Source organism: Halorientalis salina (assembly GCF_005049285.1).
GTDB lineage: Archaea > Halobacteriota > Halobacteria > Halobacteriales > Haloarculaceae > Halorientalis > Halorientalis salina.
Genome location: NZ_SOSC01000004.1, coordinates 41,838 through 61,430 on the forward strand (window position 1 = coordinate 41,838; position 19,593 = coordinate 61,430).

The window sequence follows — 19,593 nt, forward strand, 5'->3', positions numbered from 1 at the left end:
CAGGGAGGGCCTGGCAAAAAGTCTTCACTGTTTCCGCGCGCGGTCGAGAACTGGGACGGTCCGACCGGCTACTCGTCGATGGTGAACCCGAAGGTATCGTCGAGGTGGTCGAGGCGAATCTCGAACCGACCGGCGGAACTCGGCGTAAACGAGTTTTCGATGCGTCTGGTCTCTTTCGGCCGCATATTCAGCGTAAGCGTCTGGTCCAGATCCATCCACGTGTCCGGTCCCTGTCGGAGGCTGAGGTCCGTCACGAGCGAACTCGCACGGTCAGCGCGGTTCTCGAACGTGAGCGCGTACGACAGCGACTCACCAGCGGTGGCGTGCGTGGGCAGGTCCGTCGAGATCAGTTGCACCTCACGATCCGCCAGTGGTGTCACGATATCGAACTCCGTCGTCGCCGTCGTCGTCTCCGACGAGAGGGTATCCGTAACCACGATTTCGGCCGTATACGTCCCTGTTTCCCATTCATGCCGGCCGAAGTTAACCCAGTAGTTATCGACGTACTGATCGCTGTCGGACACGGCTTCCGTTATCAGGTCGGTCTCGAAGTCCTCGACCTCGGTACCGTTCCGGCTGACCGATCCGCCGTATTTGAACTCGGCCGCGTTGCCGTGGACCGGAATCGTCGCATCCAGCGCGACGAACGGTTCGGCCCCCCGGCCGAACGCCGACGTGGTATGGGCCGAAATCGTCTCCTCCTCGTCGAACGCGAGCCGCTTGGTGACGGGTTCGAGCGTCCGAATCGACGGTTGTGGCGTCCGTGTCGCAGTGGCCGTCGGTGATGCCGTCGCGGTGGCCGTCTCCGTCGCGGCGGGCGCAGTCGTCGCCGTTCCATCGTCCGCGGCGGTGTCGGTCGGGGAGTCCGTGTCCGAGGTACAGCCAGCGAACAGCGCCGCTCCGGTTGCCGCCAACATCTGTCTCCGTTTCATGATGATTCATCTACAAAAGAGGGTCAAAAGTGTCTTCAAATCCGAAGGAACGACCTGCGCGTGGGAAGTGACGGACGGCGAAAGGAGGCGACGGGACGGCGAGCGTCGGTCGCGAGACGAACCGGCCGAGAAGGCCTAACACCACTCGGAGAGGGTTTTAGCGTCTGCGAGGTCGGCTGAAACCCAGGCGTCGTCCTGGCAGGGGTAGGCGATGACGAACTGCTCGACGTCGCCGCTGTCGATCGAGCCCATAGCTTCACACTCCGCGACTTTCTCCGTAGTGGCTGCGTCAGGGGCCATGTGTGAGACTGTTACACACGCACATATAAACGTGCCGGATTCGTGCCAATAGGTCTCATTCGACGGACGGGCTGGGTCGGGCCGGACGGCAGGGGTCGGAAATCAGTTCCGGCTGGCAGTTCAGGAGGGTCAATGTGAAGGACTTAGTAGGAGCGGCCAGGAGATAGGTCCAATATGAAGGTCGCAGACGCCATGACGCCACGGTCCGAGGTCGTCACGGTGGAGATTCCGGGGACGCGTGACGACGTGCTAGAGTACCTCCAGGAGCGTGCGTTCTCGTCGGTACCAGTGATCAAACAGACGGACGATGGCGAGGAGTTCCGCGGCATCGTCTCCCGCGACGCGCTGATCGAACAACCCGACGAGGACCAGCTGGCGCTGTTGGTCGAGGAAGTCCCGACCACGACCGCCGACACCGACATCACCGAGGTGGCGGCGCTGATGGTCCGGGAAGGCGCGCGCCGCGTCCCGGTCGTCGACGGGAAACTCGAGGGCATCGTCACCGTCACCGACGTTGTCCACGCCATCGCCTCCGGCGAGGCCGACGGCACCAGCCCGCTGGACGAGGTGGCGACCCGCGAGATCAACTGCGTCTACGAGGGAACGCCCCTGCCCGTCGCCGAACGGGAGTTGTCCCACGCGGACGTGCCCTACGCCATCGTCCTCGACGACGACGGGGACATGTCGGGGATGATCACCGAAGTCGACATCCTGGACGTGGCTCGCGTCGTCGAGGGCGAGGCCGACACCGGCGAGTCCATCGCCGACGACGACGACGACTGGAAGTGGGAATCGGTCAAGGCCGTCGGCAACAGCTACATGCCGACGCGGAACGTCGAGATACCGCTCGAACCGGTTCGGGATTTCATGACCGAAGGGCTCATCACCGTCTCGAAGCGCCAGGACGCACAGGACGCCGCCCAGTTGATGATCGACAAGGACATCGAACAGATCCCGCTGGTCGGCGGCGACTCCCTCGACGGGATCGTCCAGGACATCGACCTACTGAACGCCCTGCAGTGAGATGACCGACAACACAGCGCGACTGACGGAACTGGCGAAACGCCGGGGTTTCTTCTTCCAGTCCAGCGAGGCCTACGGCGGCGTCGCGGGCTTTTACGTCTACGGCCCCGAGGGCGCGACGCTCAAAGAGAACGTCCAGGACGCCTGGCGCGACCGCTTCGTCCGCCGGGAGGGCCACATGGAGATCGAATCGCCCACCGTGATGCCCGAACCGGTCTTCGAGGCCTCGGGGCATCTCGACGGGTTCGACGACATGATCCTGGAGTGTCCCGAGTGTGGGACCTCCCACCGCGCGGACCACCTCGTCGAGGACAACACCGACATCGAGGAGGCCGAATCCATCCCGATCCCGGAAGTCGAGGAGATCATCGCCGAAGCCGAACTGGTCTGTCCGACCTGCGGCACCGACCTCGCGGGCGAACCGGTCGACGATTTCAACCTGATGTTCGGGACGAACATCGGGCCGGGCAGTTCCTCGCCGGGGTACCTGCGACCGGAGACCGCCCAGGGGATCTTCGTGGAGTTCCCGCGGCTCAAGGAGTACGCACGCGGGCAACTCCCCTTCGGCGTCGCCCAGGTCGGGCCGGCCTACCGCAACGAGATCAGTCCCCGGAAAGGGCTCATCCGCCTGCGCGAGTTCGCGCAAGCGGAGCTGGAGCACTTCATCGACCCGGAAACGGACGAACCGCCGCTCGCCGAGGTCGAAGACGTGGAAGTGACGCTGTACTCGGCCGCCGAACAGGACGCCGACGGCGGCGCACCCCAGACGATGACCGTCGGCGAGGCGGTCGCCGAGGACGTCATCACCAGCGACTGGGTGGCCTACTACCTCGGCGTCGCCAAGGACTGGTACGCGCGGATCGGCGTCGACATGGACCGGTTCCGGTACCGCCAGCACAACGAGGGGGAACTGGCCCACTACGCGGCCGACTGCTGGGACGCCGAAGCTGACGTGACCGCTCCCGGTGCCGAACCCGACTGGGTGGAGATCACCGGCTTCGCCTATCGGGGCGACTACGACCTCTCGAAACACGGCGAGTACGCCGACGAGGACTTCACGATCTTCAAACAGTACGACGATCCCATTACCGTGGAGCGCGCCACCGTCGACCCGGACATGAGTTATCTCGGGCCGGAGTTCGGCGGGGACGCGGCCGCGGTGGCCGACGCGCTCGAAGCCCTGGCCGAGCGCGACCGCTCGGCGTTCGAGGGCGACGAAGTGAGCGTCGACGTGGACGGTGAGGAGCTGACGGTTCCAGTCGAAAAGACGGGGTTCGCCGTCGAGGAGACGACCGAGTCCGGCGAGCACATCACGCCACACGTCGTCGAGCCGTCCTTCGGCGTCGACCGGATCGTCTACACCGTGCTGGCTCACAGCTACCGGGAGGAAGATCTCGGGGAGGCCTCGGAAGACGCGAGCGGCGAAGCCGCGAGCGAGGCCGACGACGAGGACGAAGAGCGGACGGTCCTCTCGCTCCCGCCGGAGGTCGCACCGAAGACCGTCGCCGTGTTCCCGTTGATGGACAAGGACGGCCTGGGCGAGCGCGCCCGCGAGGTCGCCGACGAGTTGCGCGCTGCCGGCTTCGAGGTGGCCTACGACGCGTCGGGTTCGATCGGGCGGCGCTACCGCAGACAGGACGAGGTGGGGACGCCGTTTTGCGTGACCGTCGACTACGACACGCTCGAGGACGACTCTGTCACTGTTCGGGACCGGGATTCGACCGCGCAGGCACGGGTGGGACTGGACGAACTGGCGACGCGGCTCCGGACGCTCCGCGCGGGTGAGACGTCCGTGTCCGACCTCTGATGGCCAACGAGATCGCGCGCAAGTTGGTTCACGCAAGCGGTGCCGGCATCCCGGCGCTGTACCTGCTAAACGAGCGGTTCCTCGGCTCGCCGTATCTCGAATGGGACCCGTACATCCGGTATATCCTGGCCGGCGGCATCGCCGTCGCCGTCGTCCTGGAAGTGGTCCGCCTGGGCTTCGGGTGGGACTGGGTCGTCTTCGACAAGCTGACCCGCGAGTACGAACAGGACAGCGTCGCTGGCTACGCGATGTACGTCTTCTCCGGGTCGCTGACTGGCATCGTCTTCGAGCCCCGCATCGCAATCCCGGCCATCCTGATGTTGACGCTGGCCGACCCGATCAGCGGCCAGCTCAGTGCCGACGAACTCCGAATGGTCAAGCGGCCGATCGTGCTCGCGACCATGTTCGGCGTCTGTGCCGTCATCGCCTCGTTCTGGGTTCCGCTCTCGGCAGCCATCCTCGGCGGCCTCGCCGCGATGGTCGCCGACGGCGTCAAGCCCATCATCAAGGGGTTCGTCGTTGACGACAACCTCACGATCCCCATCTACGCCGCCGTCGCGATGTACGCCGGCGTCGCCTACCTGCCGACGGTCAGCTTCTGACGATCTCCGGGGACGTTTCAGCCCGTTCGTTCACCGGGAGCCGACATATCGGGGACATCGGGACCCCAGCCCCGGGGTTCGGGATAATCCTGTCGTACGGCCGTGCTGTCTATATACACGAACAATAACTACGAACCTATATAGAGACCTGCGGGGGTATGGGACGGACACTCGTCTTGAGCGGCGGGACGCGGCACGGCCTGGTCGCCATCAGGCAACTCACCCGGGCCGGCGTCACCGTCACGGCGGCCGGGCCGTCGCGGCTGTCGCCGGCCAGGTTCTCGCGGTACACCGACGACTTCCTCAGGTACCCGGACCCGGCGGCTGACCGCGAGGGGTTCCAGCGGACGGTCGAGCGGGAACTCGAACGCCGCGACTACGACCTGTTGCTGCCGGTCGACGGCGGGTCGATCGAGCCGATCGTCGCCGCCAGGGACCGCCTCGAACCCCACACCGAGCTTCCGTTCCCCCCGACCGAGCAGTTCGAACTCGGCTACGACAAGGCCCGGACCATGGAGATGGCCGACGAGGTCGACGTGCCCCATCCGCAGACGGAGTGTCCAGAGGAGGTCGGCATCGACGGCGTGGACGCCCGCCTGGAGTACCCGGTCATCGTAAAGCCCCGGCACGGGCGAGCGAGAATGGGCGTGCACGTCTGTGCGGACAGGACCGAACTGACGCGGGCAGTCACGCGCGCCAGGAGCGAACACGGGCCGGTCATGGTACAGTCGTACGTTCCCAACGGGGGCGAGCGGGGCGTGTACACGCTCTACAACTGGGACAGCGATCTCCGGGGCGTGACGGTCCAGCAGCGCCTCCGGTCGACCCATCCCGACGGCGGGCCGAGCACGCTCCGGGAGACCGTCGCGGACCCCGACCTGATCGAGGCGACCGACCGCCTGCTGTCGGCGATGGAGTGGCAGGGCGTCGCGATGGCCGAGTACCGCGTCGACCCGCGAACGGACACCCCACAGCTGATCGAAGTGAACCCCCGGCTCTGGGGGAGCCTCCGGCTGACCGTCGCCGCCGGAATGAACGCCCCCGTCCTCCTCTATCAGCTCGCGACGACCGGGGAGTGTGACGCCGCACTGGAGTACGACCACGGCGTCCGAGCCCACTGGCTGCTGGGCGACGCCATGCAGGCTCTCTCCGGGACGGACCGCCTGACTGCGGTCCGGGAGGTCCTCCAGTCAGTTTCCGAGACCCGACAGCGCGACGTGCTGTCGGTCGACGACCCCCTGCCCGGATTCTCCTACGGCCTCAGCGGACTGTGGCGGAACCTCGCCTGATACGGTTTGCTGTAGCTGTTTACCGCTACGACCGCCCGCAGTCGGGTGGTCGATGCGAAAATGTTCTACAGCATTCCGTATGAGAGCGGGGTAAGCCGGGCTTACCCATCGTTTCACTTCCGCCACGGTACACGAACCCTTAACCCGAGCCGGCGGATACCGGAACCAATGGCAGCGACCGACGAGGTCGAGTACATCGAACACCCGCTCCTGACCGAGGGGTTGCTGGAAGACCGACAGTACCAGCGCCAGCTGGCCGACGCCGCGACCGGCGACCACACGCTGGTCTGTCTCCCGACCGGCCTCGGCAAGACCTCCGTGTCCCTGCTGGTGACCGCCGACCGCCTCCACGAACGCGGGGGCAAGGCGCTCTTTCTGGCCCCAACCAAGCCGCTGGTCACCCAGCACGCCGAGTTCTACCGGGAAGCCCTGCAGATTCCGGACGACGAGATCGTCGTCTTCACCGGCGAAGTGAAGCCCGACGACCGCGCCGACCTGTGGGAGGACGCGCGCATCATCATCGCCACCCCGCAGGTCGTCGAGAACGACCTGGTCGGGAATCGCATCTCGCTTCGTGAGGTGACCCACTGCACGTTCGACGAGTGCCACCGCGCCAGCGGCGACTACGCCTACAACTACATCGCCGAACGGTACCACGCCGACGCCGACGACCCGCTCGTCACCGCGATGAGCGCCTCCCCCGGCGGCGACGAGGAGGCCATCCTCCAGGTGTGTGAGAACCTCGGCCTCCAGGAAGTCGAGGTGATGACCGAGGACGACGCCGACGTGGCCGAGCACACCCACGACACCGACGTGGAGTGGAAACGCGTCGAGCTGCCGGAGGCGGTCGTGGAGATCCGGGACTCGCTCAACGAGGTCATCACCGACCGGCTGACCAAGTTGAAGGACCTCGGCGTCACGAACAAGACCAGTCCCGACCTCTCCGAGAAGGAGTTAGTCAGGATCCAGGGGAAACTCCGGGAGCTGATGAACAACGACCAGTCGGAGGGGTACAAGGGGATGAGCCTCCACGCCGAGATCCGGAAGTTGAACACCGCGGTCAACTACGTCGAGACCCAGAGCGTCGAATCGCTCCGCAGGTACTTCGAGCGGCTGAAAAACGCCGCGCGCAGTTCCGGCGCGTCCAAAGCCGACCAGCGGTTCGTCTCGGACCCGAAAGTCCGGGAGTCGATGCGCCGGGCCGAGGAGTACGACGACCTGCACCCGAAGTTCCGCCAGACCCGCATCCTGCTGGCCGAGACCCTGGGACTCAACGACGGCGAGCGAGTCATCGTCTTCACCGAATCCCGCGACACGGCCGAGACGCTGACGGAGTTTCTAGGTGAGCACTTCGAGACCCACAAGTTCGTCGGGCAGAGCGACACCGAGGGCAGCGACGGGATGACCCAGACCGAACAGCAGGAGACGCTCGACGATTTCAGGGCCGGGGAGTTCGAGGTGCTGGTGTCCACGTCGGTCGCCGAGGAGGGCCTGGACGTGCCGGAGGTCGACCTCGTCCTGTTCTACGAACCCGTGCCCACGGCCATCCGGTCGATCCAGCGGAAGGGACGGACCGGCCGCCAGACGGAGGGACAGGTCGTCGTCCTCCTCGCCGAAGACACCCGCGACGAGGCGTACTTCTGGAAGTCACGCAACGACGAGAAGCGAATGAAACGCGAGTTGCGCGACCTGAAATCCGTTGCAGGGGAAATCGAGGCCGAACTCGTCGAGCAACCCGGAATCGACGAGTTCGCCGGGGACGGCGACGGGGAGGACCCGGCCGAACCCGGCAGTGGCGAGACAGCGGTCAGCGCGTCGGGCAGCGACGGCGCTGCAAGGGAAACGAAGGGGCAGCGGTCGGTCGACGCGGGACAGTCCGGGCTGGCGGCGTTCGCCGCCGACGGGACCGACGCCGAGGACGCCGGGGACGGAGAGAGTCAGGGAGACAACGAGTCGGCGCGTGGAGACGAAACAGGGGGGTCGGGCGAGGAAGTATCGGCGAGTGGAGACGAAACGGTGGGCGAAACGGGTGACAGGTCCGACGACGGAGAGGAAACGGAGGGGGTCGTCGCCGAGGCCGAACCCCAGGAGGAGGGCGTCGAGATCGTGGCCGACCAGCGGGAACTCGACTCGACGATCGCGCGTGACCTCTCGACCCGCGAGGGCGTCGAGACGCGACTGGAGACGCTCGAAGTCGGCGACTACGTCCTCTCGGATCGGGTCGTGGTCGAGCGCAAGACGGTGGGTGACTTCCTCGACACGCTGACGGGGGGCGACCGCTCGATGTTCGAGCAAGTGGGCGACGCCAGCCGGCACTACGCGCGCCCGGTGGTCGTCATCGAGGGCGGCGACCTCTACGGGGAGCGCAGCGTCCACCCGAACGCCATTCGGGGAGCGCTGTCGGCGCTGGTCGTCGACTTCGGCGTGAGCGTCCTGCGAACGGCCGACGAGGACGAGACCGCGGACATGCTGGAGGTCATCGCGACGCGCGAACAGGAGACCGCGGACCGCGAGGTGAGCGTCCACGGCGAGAAACAGTCCAAGACGCTCGCCGAGCAACAGGAGTACGTCGTCGCCTCCATCGCGGACGTGGGACCGGTCACCGCGCGGTCGCTGCTCTCGGAGTTCGGGGGCGTCGAGGCAGTCATGACCGCCAGCGAGGAGGACTTACAGGACGTGGACGGCGTCGGCCAGGTGACCGCCGAGCGGATCCGTGACGTGGTCGGTAGCGACTACGATGGGTGACAGACGAGGACGCTGAAAAAACGGGTTCGACCGGAAACAGGGGGGTTAACGGTCGGCGCGTTTGACGGCTGCGAGCGCGTCGGCGGCTTCCTCGGTCGCGGCCAGATACGCGCGGGCGCGCTCGAGGTCGTCGCTCGCCTCGGCCTGCTGGGCCAGCCGGGTCACCGTCCGTTCGAGCGATGCCCGGGCGCTCGCCAGCGATTCGCCCGTCGGGTCGGGACTCGACGACTGCCCACCGGAAACGGCCTCGGAACCGCTCGCCGAGGGAGCGGTCGTCGTCGGTGCGCCCTGCGCCGTCTCGCCGCGCACGTGCGCTGTCTCGGACGACGTTCCGGGCTGGTCGGGCGTCGTCGACTGGCCGGGCGCGTCCGGACTCGACTGGTTCCCGAGGTCGGCGTCGGTCGCCCCCGTCGTGTTCTCATCGGAGGCGGCCTCGGCCGGAACGTCGGGATCGGGTTGCCCGTCACCCTCCGTTTCGGGTCCGTCCGCCTCGTCGGCGTCAGCGGCGTCCGCATCCGCCTGCGCTCCCTCGTCCGTGAGGACTTCCTGGCAGGTCGGACAGAACTCCTGGCCCTCGTGGCGGAAGATGGGGTCGCCACAGGTGCCACAGTGGGCGTTGGTCATGGTCGCCCCTTTCAGGAGGAGGTCGCTCATGCGCTCGGTGGATTCGCGGTCCTGCTCCTCGTCCTCGTACTTCGCACGCAACTTCTCGCGTTCGGCTTCCTTGTCGAACTCGCTCATACACGTAGCGTGTCGGTTCGTGTGGAAAAGGCTTTGCGAGCGCGGCCACCCCACGCCCGTCGCGACGGGTTCAGGTCCGGGGGACGGGCGAACGCGTCGCCCTACCGAAAGAAGTTAATCCCTCCGGACCGCCATTTTAAGGCGATATGACGAAAGTTAGCATAGTCGGTGCGGCGGGTACCGTCGGTGCGGCAGCGGGATACAACATCGCGTTGCGCGACATCGCGGACGAACTGGTGTACGTCGACATCCCCGACCAGGAGGACGTCACGGTGGGGCAGGCGGCGGACACGAACCACGGCGTCGCCTACGACTCGAACACCACGATCCGGCAGGGCGAATACGAGGACACGGCAGGCTCGGACGTCGTCGTCATCACGGCCGGTATCCCGCGCCAGCCGGGCCAGACGCGGATCGACCTCGCGGGCGACAACGCGCCCATCATGGACGACATCATCGGCCAGTTGGAGGAGCACTCGGACGATTTCGTCTCGATCACCACCTCGAACCCGGTCGACCTGCTCAACCGCCACCAGTACGAGGTCGGCGATCGCGACCGCCACAAGGTCATCGGCTTCGGCGGCCGACTCGACTCCGCGCGGTTCCGGTACGTCCTCTCCGAGCGGTTCGACGAGCCCGTTCAGAACGTCGAAGCCACGATCCTCGGCGAACACGGCGACGCGCAGGTCCCCGTGTTCTCGAAGGTCCGCGTCAACGGTGCCGACCCCGAGTTCTCCGAGGCCGAACAGGACGAGATCCTCGACAACCTCCAGGAGAGCGCCATGAACGTCATCGAGCGCAAGGGCGCGACCGAGTGGGGTCCGGCGTCGGGCGTCGGCCACATGGTCGAAGCCGTCATCAACGACACGGGCGAGGTCCTGCCCGCCTCGATCACGCTCGACGGCGAGTACGGCTACGAGGACACCGCCTTCGGCGTGCCGGTCAAACTCGGCGCGAACGGCGTCGAGGAGGTCGTCGACTGGGACCTGACCGCCCACGAGGAGGAACTGCTCGACGAAGCCGCCGAGAAGCTCTCCGAGCAGTACGAGAAGATCTCCTAAGCGTCGTCACTGACAGCGACTTTTTTCGATACCGAACGTCGAGCGACTGCGCTGTTACTGTTCGGGAGTGGCGGTCTCCTCGGACTCGCAGGCGAACTCCTCGGGGAGGTCCGCGTCGACGAGGGCCGCCCACTCACAGAGTCGCGTGTGCTCTCGGCGTCGCATGGTCTACAGCCGAGAGCATCCATGCCATCTTATATAACGATTGTGCCGGTTCGAGAATCAGGTCCGTGAGCAAACAGATGGGACCGTGTCGAGGAGTCGAAAGCGTGGCTCACTCGTGCCAGGTTTCGGGCACCTGGATGGTGTAGCGGCCGTCTTCTTGCAGCGCGATGATGTACTCCTCGCGGTCGTACAGCTCCATCAGGTTGAGTTCGTACTGGCCCGGATTGAGCACTTTGATGCTCTCGAACTGGTCGTTGAGTTCCTCGCGGAGTTCCGTGAGGTCCGGTCGGTCCTCGCCGGCGTCCTCCGCGGAGCGCTCCTCGCCGGTGTCGGTCTCAGTGGACGAACCGTTCGGCGAAAGCGTCGCCGCGTCCGGCGATCCGGCGTCCGTGTCGTCGGTCGGGTTCCAGCCGCCCGTCGGGATCTCGTCGGGGCTGACGACCTCGCTGCGGGCGTTCGACTGTGCCGTATCCTCGGTCGACGGCAGGTTGGCCTCCGGGGCGCTCCGTGACTCGGGACCGGTCGGTGCGGCGGGGGTCTCCTCGGGTGTCTGTGGGTCCGGGTCGGGCGCGCCGGTCCCGGAGTTCCCGACCAGGTTGCGAACGGTCGCCGCGGCCGAACCGACGGTACGGGCGACTGAACTCTCGGGGGCCGGCGGGTCCGGTGGCTCGGCCGACGGGTCGGGGTCGTCGGACGCGTCGGTCTCCGAGGGGTGGAACTGGAACTTGTTGCCACCGCAGTCGGGACAGCCCGACAGCATCTCCTTGGAGCCGTCGGCGAACGCCCGACCGCAGTTCGTACACTGGTGGGGCATTATTTCCGGGAAACCAAGGCGCTGATGAGCGTCTCGTCCTTGTGGAGCGTCTCTATCTGGTTGGCCGGCCCGATGACGGTCAGCTTCTTCGTCTCGGGGTCTTTGCCCATCAGTCGGTCGAACAGCCCGGAATCGGCGGTGTCACCTTTCGGGTAGGTCTCGATCTCGATGCCGTTGAACTCGTCGGGGCTGATCTCGGTCATCGTGACCTCGATGAGTTTCGACTCCTCGTCCGGCGAGAGCCCCTCTTCTAGGATGACGATGTTGCCCTCGTGGACCCCGTCGAGTATCATCCGGATCTTCTCCATCGATGCCATCCCCTCCATGCGCTCGCCGCTGATGAGGTCTATCTGGACGCCGTCGTCTGCTTGTTTGACTTCTGCCATCGATATCACCCGAAGTAGTCCGCGATCTTGTCGTAGACCTCGTCCATGTTGTCGCCCTCCAGGGCGGACAGCGGGATGGTCTCGTGTTGCGGGAACGCGTTCTCGATGCGCCGGATGTTCGACTCCGGCAGGTCGGTCTTGTTCGCGAGGATCAGCACCGGGAGATCCTGACTCTCGATGATGCCGACCAGCATCGTGTTGACCTGCGTGAACGGGTCCTTCGTCGAGTCCAGCACGTAGAGGACGCCGTCGACGTCCTCGCGGAGCCAGTGCATCGCCTCGGCGACGCCTTCGGTGGCCTCGCGAGAGCGACGGACCGCGTCGTCTTTCTCCATGTCGTGTTCGAGGAACTCCGTGTAATCGACCTTCGTCGTCACGCCCGGCGTGTCGACGACGTCGATCGTGACGGATTTGCCGTCCCGCTCGATCTCGACGTTCTCTTTCCTGCGTGCGCGGCGTGTTTCGTGTGGAATGTGACTCTCCGGGCCGATGGCGTCACCGGTCCAGTCGCGCGCGATTCGATTCGCCAGGGTCGTCTTCCCCGCGTTCGGCGGCCCGTAAATACCGATCCGTTTCGGGTCCTCCGCGGAGAACAACGACGCTATCGACCGTGAAATGCTGTCTCGGATGTCCGTGATCAGTCCCATCCTGGAGCCTCCCGCTCTCTTTTCCGCGTGAGAGAGCCTTAGAGGCTACATCCCCACCGAATTAACTTAAGTGTACGTCAGACATACATAAATATTCCGATATTAATGCAGGAGATCGCCCGACGTAAGGGGGATCAGTATGGACGGGAAGCGATGGTGGGGGCCGTTCGCGTCGAGCAGGAGTCACGGCTGGGGCGGGACCGATTGGAACCCGACAGCACTCCATCGTGAGTGGATTCGTCGATCCGGTTCGAATGGAAAGGGAGGGGTCACGAGAACGAGAGACATACCGGCAGACAGCGGAGGTCGCCAAACCAGCCGATGGCAGCCCGGGGAACGGCAGTGGGAAGTGGCAACCGATTCACGACGTGCTAGCCCCCCACCCCTTCGTTTCGAGTGGAACTCCGCTGAGAGGGTGGGTGGGGGGAGGGGTGGACGACGTGACCGGACCTTCGAAAAGCCTAGAAAAGACGGTTTCTAGGGGCTGTCCTAGCCGTCTAGCTAGCTTTGGGGTGTGAATACGTTGTTTCTCTCTACTACGGGTTTGATTATATAGTATCGTATTTAGTTCTTCTCTCTTCTAGACGGCTCTTGCCGCAGGGGGGTCCCCCCACCCCCTCCTTCGGAGCCCGTTCCACCCGAAACGAAGGGGTGGGGGGGTTCCGTCAGTAGGTGATTGGTACCACTCCACAACTGTGATCGGTTGCTCGGCCAGGGTCGTTCCGATCACCACTGTCCTGTTCGTCCACCGTGTCGGTCGAGTCTGTCGTCCCGTTCAGCTCGTCGGGGATCGTCTCCCGTGTCGGTTGATCGGGGAGGTAACCTTCCCCTGCGTGCAGGCGTTGGTTCGCGTATTGGGAACTTCGCCGGTTGTTCCATCTCAGCTGGTTCCTTCCGCCGTCTAGACGCCGAACACGCCGCCCAGTTCGGCTGCAAAGGGCCGTTGCTCCGCCGACGGGTTCCTCAACTATCGAAATATTTAATAAGTAGTCAACCACGGGTTCTTGTGGTTCAACTGGACGTCCCGTAATTCCCGAATGGGCCGAAGAGGTTATATCTAGGCGATTTCGCGGTGTTACTGGGGCGCGAGAGATCGCTCTCCACCTGAAATGGAGGGGTTAAAATAATGACAGATGGTGGAAACGAATCCGACGATTCCGGCGTAAACGCGGGCGGTTCCGACCAGCAGGACGGGCCGAACGAGTCGGGTTCGGGTGACGACGACCCCGAACCCGAGGTCGACGCTGAGGCGTCCCCGCCAAACGTCGACCGAGACGAAACGGCGGCCGATGAACTGTCCCTCGGTGACGAGGACGACGGCCCATCGCTCGACGACGTGGTGTTAGACGAGACGCCGAGCGACGACACGGACGAAGCGTCCCGGGGCCTGTTCGACGACCTCCTCAGCGGCGCGCCGATCTTCGAGAACAAGGAGGTGTTACGCCCCTCCTACACGCCGCACAAGCTCCCGCACCGCGAGGAACAGATCAACAACATGGCGACGATCCTCGTCAGCGCGCTGCGCGGGGACACGCCGTCGAACATCCTCATCTACGGGAAGACCGGGACCGGCAAGACCGCGAGCGCGAAGTTCGTCAGCGAGGAACTGGAGACGACCTCCCAGAAGTACGAGGTCCCCTGCGAGGTCGAGTACATCAACTGCGAGGTGACGGACACGCAGTACCGCGTGCTCGCCCAACTCGCGAACAAGTTCATCGAGAAAAACCGGACGGTCATCGACGACCGCATCGAGGACCTGGAAACACTTCGCGAGCGCGCACACGAAGGTTCTGTTCCTGCGGACTCGTCGGCCGACGTCGAGACCGTCGACGACATCGACGAGGAGATCGAACGGCTCCAGGCTGACCGCGAGGAGTTCGAGGAGGTCCCCATGACCGGCTGGCCGACCGACCGCGTCTACAACAGCTTCTTCGAGGCGGTCGACTACCACGAACGCGTGGTCGTCATCATGCTCGACGAGATCGACAAACTCGTCGAGAAGAGCGGCGACGACACGCTGTATAACCTCTCGCGGATGAACTCCGAACTGGAAAACTCCAGGGTGTCCATCATGGGCATCAGCAACGACCTGAAGTTCACGGACTTCCTCGACCCCCGCGTCAAGTCGAGCCTCGGCGAGGAGGAGATCGTCTTCCCGCCCTACGACGCAAACCAGCTCCGGGACATCCTCCAGCACCGCTCGGAGGTCGCCTTCGAGAACGACGCCCTCACCGACGACGTGATTCCGCTGTGTGCCGCCTTCGCCGCACAGGAACACGGCGACGCCCGGCGGGCCCTCGACTTGCTCCGGACGGCCGGCGAACTCGCCGAACGCGGCCAGACCGAGCGCGTCGAGGAGGACCACGTCCGGCGCGCCCAGGAGAAGATCGAACTCGACCGCGTGGTCGAGGTCGTCCGGACCCTTCCCACCCAGTCGAAACTCGTCCTCTTCGCGATCATCCTGCTGGAAAAGAACGGCGTCCACAACATCAACACCGGCGAGGTGTACAACATCTACAAGCGCCTCTGCGAGGAGATCGACGCCGACACGCTCACCCAGCGCCGCGTCACCGACCTCATCTCCGAACTGGACATGCTCGGCATCGTCAACGCCGTCGTCGTGAGCAAGGGCCGCTACGGCCGGACCAAGGAGATCAGCCTCTCGGTCCCCATAGACGAGACCGAAGCCGTCCTGCTGTCGGACTCCCGGCTGGGCGACATCGAGGACGTCCAGCCGTTCGTCCAGGCGCGTTTCGACAACTGATTCCCGACTGTTCTCTGAACCCGACTGCGTATCGTATTGCTGCGGCCTTGAAAACCGCCCGTCTTAGCTGACCGCGAGCTCCGCGGCTTCGACGCTCGGGACCGGCGAGATCGAGCCGACGCCGAGTCGGAGCTGCCCGATGATGGGCATTCGGAACTCGGCGGTGCCGATGACCCACTCGGGTTTGACGGGGGCGGAGACGCCGCCGGAATCGAGCTGGTCGTACCGCTCGTTGTTATCGCCCAGCGTGATGAACCCGCTGTGGGGGGCTGGACAGTACTCCAGGGCGTCACAACTCCGCTTGTCCTGCGGGAGGAACTTCGCCTGGGCTTTCGTCTGGTACCAGTTCTCGCTCTGGTTCACCCAGAAGACGGCCCGGTGGATGACCGGCGTCGCGTCCCTGTTGCCGTTGGGCGCGTAGACGATCACGTCGCCAGGCCAGTTGAACTTCGTGTAGCCTTCGTCCTGTGCCTGGTAGACGGGGACGACGCCTGTGTCCCGGATCTGTTCGTCCCCGGCGAACCGGTGTTCCTCCATGACGAACACGAGGTCGCCGATCTCGATGTTCGGCTCCATGCTGCCACTCTCGATGGCGACCATCGGTGGCCACACGCCGCTGATCGCGAACAGCAGGAGCCCGATCCCGAGGACGGCGAAGATGCTGCCGAGGAAGTCGTCGAGGAAGGACCCACCCCGTGGCCCGTTCGGGGACGACGACGGCTCCGGTCGCGGCCCCCCGTTGTCCTCGCTACGCTCACTCATCGAACCAGGGTTGTCCCGGCCAGTGCTTCAACTTTGTGTGTCATCGCACTGGTGGCTCCTCGTCCCACAGTGTCCGATCTTCCCTGTCCGATCTGTTCCGGTCGATACCGATCACTGCCGATTCGGTATCCTTTTTGTTTGGTCGAGTACACTGACTGTCCGTGCCACTGGAGACGCCGGCTCGCATCGTCACCGAACTAGCCGAACGCGGGTACAACGCCGACCGCGAAGCCGTGACGCTGCTGGCGAACGCCGGCGACCCCGGCCGCGCGCTCGAACGCGCACTCGAAACCATCGACGACGACGCCCTCAAACTCTCCGCAACTCACGTTCGGCGGACCCTCGACGGAGCCGACGACGGCGCGACTGCTGTCGATTCTGTCGCCGAAACGACGGACGTGAACGAATCGCAAGCGACGACCGAATCGGCCACGGGCAACCCCCCTGCTTCGACTGGAACGAACGACCGATCGTCGGGTAACGACGGTGGGTCGACTCCAGTCGAAACGGAGGGGTATCGGGACGCGGCCGGGGCCGACGACGGGGGTCGTTCAATCGACCCGTCACGCCACGAAGTCGAGGTCTCGGGGGACATGACCGGGCAGTCCACCGGGACCGGCGAGTACAGCGACTTCGTCGCGGTGTTCCGCGACCGCTACGAGAAACTCTCCGGGCAGTTGCGCGGGCGTGTCAACCACCGTCCCACCGACGCACTCGAAGCCATGGCCGGCGGGAGCGAGGCGGCCATCGTCGGGATGGTTTCGGACATCCGGTCGACCGCCAGCGGCCACTGGCTGATCGAACTGGAGGACACCAACGGGACCTACCCCTGTCTCGTGATGAAAGACCGGGAGATCGCCGACCTGGTCGACGAGTTGCTGTTCGACGAGGTCATCGCCGTCGACGGGACCCTCTCGGACGACAACGGCGACGGCGACGGCATCCTCTTCGTGGACGACATCTACTTCCCGGAAATTCCCCGTACGTACCAGCCGTCGACGGCCGACCGGGAGGTGAGCGCGGCGCTCGTCAGCGACGTCCACGTCGGCAGCCAGGAGTTCATGGCCGACGCGTGGTCCCGGTTCACCGACTGGCTCCACACCGAGGAGGCCGAACACGTCGAGTACCTCCTCCTGGCCGGCGACATGGTCGAGGGCGTCGGCATCTATCCCGACCAGGACGAGGAGCTTTCGATCGTCGACATCTACGACCAGTACGAGGCCTTCAGCGAGTACCTCAAAGAAGTCCCCGGCGACATGGAGATCCGGATGATCCCGGGCAACCACGACGCCGTCCGGCTGGCCGAACCCCAGCCCGGCTTCGACGAGGAACTCCGCTCGATCATGTCGGCCCACGACTGTTCGATCCACTCGAACCCCTCGACGGTCACAGTCGAAGGCGTCTCCGTGCTCATGTACCACGGGGTCTCGCTCGACGAGGTCATCGCGGAACTGCCCGACGACAAGGCCAGCTACGAGGAGCCACACAAGGCGATGTACCAGCTCCTGAAGAAACGCCACGTCGCCCCGCAGTTCGGGGGCCACACCCGCCTTGCACCCGAAACAGAGGACTACCTCGTCATGGAGGAGGTCCCCGACGTGTTCCACTCGGGGCACGTCCACAAGTTCGGCTACGGGAAGTACCACAACGTCCTGACGATCAACTCGGGCTGTTGGCAGGCCCAGACCGACTTCCAGAAGAGCGTCAACATCGATCCCGACTGCGCGATGGCGCCGATCGTCGATCTTGACACGCTGAACCTGACGATCCGGAAGTTCGCGTAGTCGTCGGGGAGTACGGGGTTAGCTGTCGAGCCGGTACTTGACGGTTGGCGTGCCGTCGAACAGCGGACCGGAGCCGACGTGGTCGAAGCCGGCGTCGTCGGCGGCCGACTGGATGTCCTCGTCGGGTTCGGGGACGAGCAGTTCGACGGCCATCCCCTCGCCGCGGGCGAAGCGGACGGGTTCTTCGAGGAGGCGGTCACAGACCGACGGCGACCCCTCAAGCTGGGTGACGTGAACCGTCCGTTCGCGAGCGTCGTAGCTGACGAACCCGACGATGCGGTCGTCCTCGGTGGCGACCCGGACCGTCCGGTCGTGAACGAGGTTCGTCATCACGTCGGTCGGGACACCGGTGAGTTCGGCCAGTCGGTCGGCGTCCGCCTCGACGGCGTCGCGGACGTCCATACCATCCCGTTGCCTCCCACCGGCCTAAACGTTTGTCCACGGTCGGGCGTGACGGCTGCCGGTGACCGTGGGAGGCGGGAGATAGCGACACCATTCAGCAAATGAAAGCAGTTATCCCCGCCGCTAGACAAGCGAGCGGATATGAGCCACGACCACACACCAACGGAGGCAGGCGGATGCGCGTAGTCGCGAAGTTCGGCGGGACGAGCCTCGGGGACGGGGACCGGGTCAATCGCGCAGCGGACTCGATTTCGGCCGCGGTCGAGGAAGGCCACGAGGTCGCCGTCGTCGCCAGCGCCATGGGGTCGACGACCGACTTCCTGCTCGACGAGATCCAGTACGAGGCCAACGAGGCCGACCGCGCCGAGATCGTCAGCATGGGGGAACGCACCTCCGTCCGGATGTTGAAGGGCGCACTCTCCGCGCGCGGGGTCAACGCCGTCTTCCTCGAACCGGGGCGGGACGACTGGCCGGTCATCACGAACGAACACGGCGAGGTCGACGTCGAGGAAACGACTCGACGCGCGAAAGTCCTCGCCGAGCAGATGCACAACGATGACGTGGTGCCGGTCATCACCGGCTTCCTGGCACAAGATCACGCCGGCAACGTCACCACGCTGGGCCGCGGTGGCTCGGACACGACCGCCGTCATGCTCGGGAAGTACATGGACGCCGACGAAGTCGTCATCGTCACCGACGTCGAAGGCGTCATGACCGGCGACCCGCGCGTCGTCGAGGGCGCGCGCAACGTCGGCGAGATCACCGTCGACGAACTCCGCAACCTCTCGTTCCGCGGGGCGGAGGTGGTCGCGCCGAGCGCGCTCACCTACAAGGGCTCGGGCATGAACGTCCGGGTGGTCCACTACCAGCACGGCGACATCATGACCGGTGGGACCAACATCGAGGGCGAGTTCGAGAACCTCATCGACCTTCAGGAGGACAAACTCGCCTGTCTGACCATCGCCGGTCGCGCCATCCGCAACCGACCGGGTATCCTCTCTGAACTCTCGACGGCGCTGGCCGACGCGGACCTCAACATCGACGCGGTCTCCTCGGGGATGGACTCGGTCACGTTCTACCTGAAAGAGGAGTTCGCCGAGGAGGCCGAAACGGTGCTCCACGACGAGGTCGTCGCCTCCGAGACGCTCTCGTCGATCACGGTCGACGATCCCTTCGCCGTCATCCGCGTCACCGGCGGCGAGCTCCAGGCCGAACCGGGCATCGTCTCTCGCATCATCGCGCCGCTGGCCGACGAACACATCAACGTCCACGACGTCATCACGTCGGCGACCTCCGTCGCGGTGTTCGTCGACTGGGAGAACGGCGAGGACGCGCTCCAGCTCATCCAGGGCGTCTTCGACAACTGAGC

Annotated in this window: 17 protein-coding genes; 9 read left to right on the top strand and 8 right to left on the bottom strand. The window is 65.2% G+C overall.

The features are described from left to right. Positions 1-68: 68 nt before the first annotated feature. Both E2481_RS09520 and E2481_RS18685 read right to left on the bottom strand, forming a co-directional pair. Positions 69-932: a hypothetical protein gene (locus E2481_RS09520; RefSeq protein ID WP_136716910.1), complete on the bottom strand. Its 864-nt coding sequence runs from the start codon at positions 930-932 to the stop codon at positions 69-71. A 135-nt stretch (positions 933-1,067) separates the two neighbouring features. Then, positions 1,068-1,232, bottom strand: a complete 165-nt coding sequence (locus E2481_RS18685; RefSeq protein ID WP_169302412.1) for a DUF7556 family protein — start codon at positions 1,230-1,232, stop codon at positions 1,068-1,070. A 174-nt stretch (positions 1,233-1,406) separates the two neighbouring features. Between E2481_RS18685 and E2481_RS09525 the strand changes: the two genes are divergently transcribed. The 5 genes from E2481_RS09525 (at position 1,407) to E2481_RS09545 (ending at position 8,698) form a co-directional block, all read left to right on the top strand. After that, positions 1,407-2,255, top strand: a complete 849-nt coding sequence (locus E2481_RS09525) for a CBS domain-containing protein (protein ID WP_136716911.1) — start codon at positions 1,407-1,409, stop codon at positions 2,253-2,255. A 1-nt stretch (position 2,256) separates the two neighbouring features. Then, entirely contained in the window at positions 2,257-4,062 is a 1,806-nt protein-coding gene (gene glyS / locus E2481_RS09530) for a glycine--tRNA ligase (protein WP_136716912.1), read from the top strand. Further along, on the top strand, positions 4,062-4,664 hold the full coding sequence (locus E2481_RS09535) for a dolichol kinase (RefSeq protein ID WP_136716913.1): 603 nt from the start codon (positions 4,062-4,064) through the stop codon (positions 4,662-4,664). Before glyS ends, E2481_RS09535 begins: the two co-directional genes overlap by 1 nt. A gap of 158 nt (positions 4,665-4,822) precedes the next feature. After that, positions 4,823-5,953 carry a carboxylate--amine ligase gene (locus tag E2481_RS09540; RefSeq protein ID WP_136716914.1) on the top strand — a complete coding sequence of 377 codons (1,131 nt, stop codon included), beginning with the start codon at positions 4,823-4,825 and terminating at the stop codon, positions 5,951-5,953. A gap of 168 nt (positions 5,954-6,121) precedes the next feature. Continuing rightward, entirely contained in the window at positions 6,122-8,698 is a 2,577-nt protein-coding gene (locus tag E2481_RS09545) for an ERCC4 domain-containing protein (RefSeq protein WP_136716915.1), read from the top strand. A gap of 45 nt (positions 8,699-8,743) precedes the next feature. Here the strand turns inward: E2481_RS09545 and E2481_RS09550 are convergent, their stop codons facing one another. Then, positions 8,744-9,439 carry an Sjogren's syndrome/scleroderma autoantigen 1 family protein gene (locus E2481_RS09550; RefSeq protein WP_136716916.1) on the bottom strand — a complete coding sequence of 232 codons (696 nt, stop codon included), beginning with the start codon at positions 9,437-9,439 and terminating at the stop codon, positions 8,744-8,746. 146 nt (positions 9,440-9,585) lie between these two features. Here E2481_RS09550 and mdh point away from each other — a divergent pair, with 146 nt between their 5' ends. Continuing rightward, positions 9,586-10,500 (top strand): malate dehydrogenase, encoded by a 915-nt coding sequence (gene mdh / locus E2481_RS09555; protein ID WP_136716917.1) that lies wholly within the window; start codon positions 9,586-9,588, stop codon positions 10,498-10,500. A 274-nt stretch (positions 10,501-10,774) separates the two neighbouring features. Here mdh and E2481_RS09560 read toward each other — a convergent pair whose 3' ends face one another. From E2481_RS09560 to E2481_RS09570, 3 genes are read right to left on the bottom strand one after another with little or no spacing between them, the layout of a single operon-like run. After that, positions 10,775-11,479 carry a Zn-ribbon domain-containing protein gene (locus E2481_RS09560; protein ID WP_136716918.1) on the bottom strand — a complete coding sequence of 235 codons (705 nt, stop codon included), beginning with the start codon at positions 11,477-11,479 and terminating at the stop codon, positions 10,775-10,777. Beyond that, a complete protein-coding gene (locus E2481_RS09565) occupies positions 11,479-11,865 on the bottom strand; it encodes a DUF2073 domain-containing protein (protein WP_136716919.1) in 387 nt (128 codons plus the stop codon). Before E2481_RS09565 ends, E2481_RS09560 begins: the two co-directional genes overlap by 1 nt. 5 nt (positions 11,866-11,870) lie before the next feature. After that, a complete protein-coding gene (locus E2481_RS09570; protein ID WP_136716920.1) occupies positions 11,871-12,512 on the bottom strand; it encodes an Era-like GTP-binding protein in 642 nt (213 codons plus the stop codon). 1,126 nt (positions 12,513-13,638) lie between these two features. Here E2481_RS09570 and E2481_RS09575 point away from each other — a divergent pair. After that, positions 13,639-15,276 (top strand): Cdc6/Cdc18 family protein, encoded by a 1,638-nt coding sequence (locus E2481_RS09575; RefSeq protein WP_136716921.1) that lies wholly within the window; start codon positions 13,639-13,641, stop codon positions 15,274-15,276. Between the two features lie 63 nt (positions 15,277-15,339). Here the strand turns inward: E2481_RS09575 and E2481_RS09580 are convergent, their stop codons facing one another. Beyond that, positions 15,340-16,038 carry a S26 family signal peptidase gene (locus tag E2481_RS09580; RefSeq protein ID WP_136716922.1) on the bottom strand — a complete coding sequence of 233 codons (699 nt, stop codon included), beginning with the start codon at positions 16,036-16,038 and terminating at the stop codon, positions 15,340-15,342. Positions 16,039-16,199: 161 nt separating this feature from the next. Between E2481_RS09580 and E2481_RS09585 the strand changes: the two genes are divergently transcribed. Continuing rightward, complete coding sequence (locus E2481_RS09585; RefSeq protein WP_136716923.1) at positions 16,200-17,822, top strand: DNA-directed DNA polymerase II small subunit; 1,623 nt, start codon at positions 16,200-16,202, stop codon at positions 17,820-17,822. Positions 17,823-17,840: 18 nt separating this feature from the next. Here E2481_RS09585 and E2481_RS09590 read toward each other — a convergent pair whose 3' ends face one another. Beyond that, entirely contained in the window at positions 17,841-18,224 is a 384-nt protein-coding gene (locus E2481_RS09590; protein WP_136716924.1) for a hypothetical protein, read from the bottom strand. A 176-nt stretch (positions 18,225-18,400) separates the two neighbouring features. Between E2481_RS09590 and E2481_RS09595 the strand changes: the two genes are divergently transcribed. Further along, entirely contained in the window at positions 18,401-19,591 is a 1,191-nt protein-coding gene (locus E2481_RS09595; RefSeq protein ID WP_136716925.1) for an aspartate kinase, read from the top strand. Positions 19,592-19,593 lie beyond the last annotated feature (2 nt).

Excerpts from the sequence above, each read along its gene's own strand:
- E2481_RS09520 (WP_136716910.1), bottom strand. The coding sequence starts at position 932 with ATGAAACGGAGACAGATGTTGGCGGCAACCGGAGCGGCGCTGTTCGCT.
- E2481_RS09565 (WP_136716919.1), bottom strand. The coding sequence starts at position 11,865 with ATGGCAGAAGTCAAACAAGCAGACGACGGCGTCCAGATAGACCTCATC.
- E2481_RS09570 (WP_136716920.1), bottom strand. The coding sequence starts at position 12,512 with ATGGGACTGATCACGGACATCCGAGACAGCATTTCACGGTCGATAGCG.
- E2481_RS09595 (WP_136716925.1), top strand. The coding sequence starts at position 18,401 with ATGCGCGTAGTCGCGAAGTTCGGCGGGACGAGCCTCGGGGACGGGGAC.
- mdh (WP_136716917.1), top strand. The coding sequence starts at position 9,586 with ATGACGAAAGTTAGCATAGTCGGTGCGGCGGGTACCGTCGGTGCGGCA.
- E2481_RS09525 (WP_136716911.1), top strand. The coding sequence starts at position 1,407 with ATGAAGGTCGCAGACGCCATGACGCCACGGTCCGAGGTCGTCACGGTG.
- E2481_RS09535 (WP_136716913.1), top strand. The coding sequence starts at position 4,062 with ATGGCCAACGAGATCGCGCGCAAGTTGGTTCACGCAAGCGGTGCCGGC.
- E2481_RS09590 (WP_136716924.1), bottom strand. The coding sequence starts at position 18,224 with ATGGACGTCCGCGACGCCGTCGAGGCGGACGCCGACCGACTGGCCGAA.
- E2481_RS09560 (WP_136716918.1), bottom strand. The coding sequence starts at position 11,479 with ATGCCCCACCAGTGTACGAACTGCGGTCGGGCGTTCGCCGACGGCTCC.
- E2481_RS09550 (WP_136716916.1), bottom strand. The coding sequence starts at position 9,439 with ATGAGCGAGTTCGACAAGGAAGCCGAACGCGAGAAGTTGCGTGCGAAG.
- glyS (WP_136716912.1), top strand. The coding sequence starts at position 2,257 with ATGACCGACAACACAGCGCGACTGACGGAACTGGCGAAACGCCGGGGT.
- E2481_RS09540 (WP_136716914.1), top strand. The coding sequence starts at position 4,823 with ATGGGACGGACACTCGTCTTGAGCGGCGGGACGCGGCACGGCCTGGTC.
- E2481_RS09575 (WP_136716921.1), top strand. The coding sequence starts at position 13,639 with ATGACAGATGGTGGAAACGAATCCGACGATTCCGGCGTAAACGCGGGC.
- E2481_RS09580 (WP_136716922.1), bottom strand. The coding sequence starts at position 16,038 with ATGAGTGAGCGTAGCGAGGACAACGGGGGGCCGCGACCGGAGCCGTCG.
- E2481_RS18685 (WP_169302412.1), bottom strand. The coding sequence starts at position 1,232 with ATGGCCCCTGACGCAGCCACTACGGAGAAAGTCGCGGAGTGTGAAGCT.
- E2481_RS09545 (WP_136716915.1), top strand. The coding sequence starts at position 6,122 with ATGGCAGCGACCGACGAGGTCGAGTACATCGAACACCCGCTCCTGACC.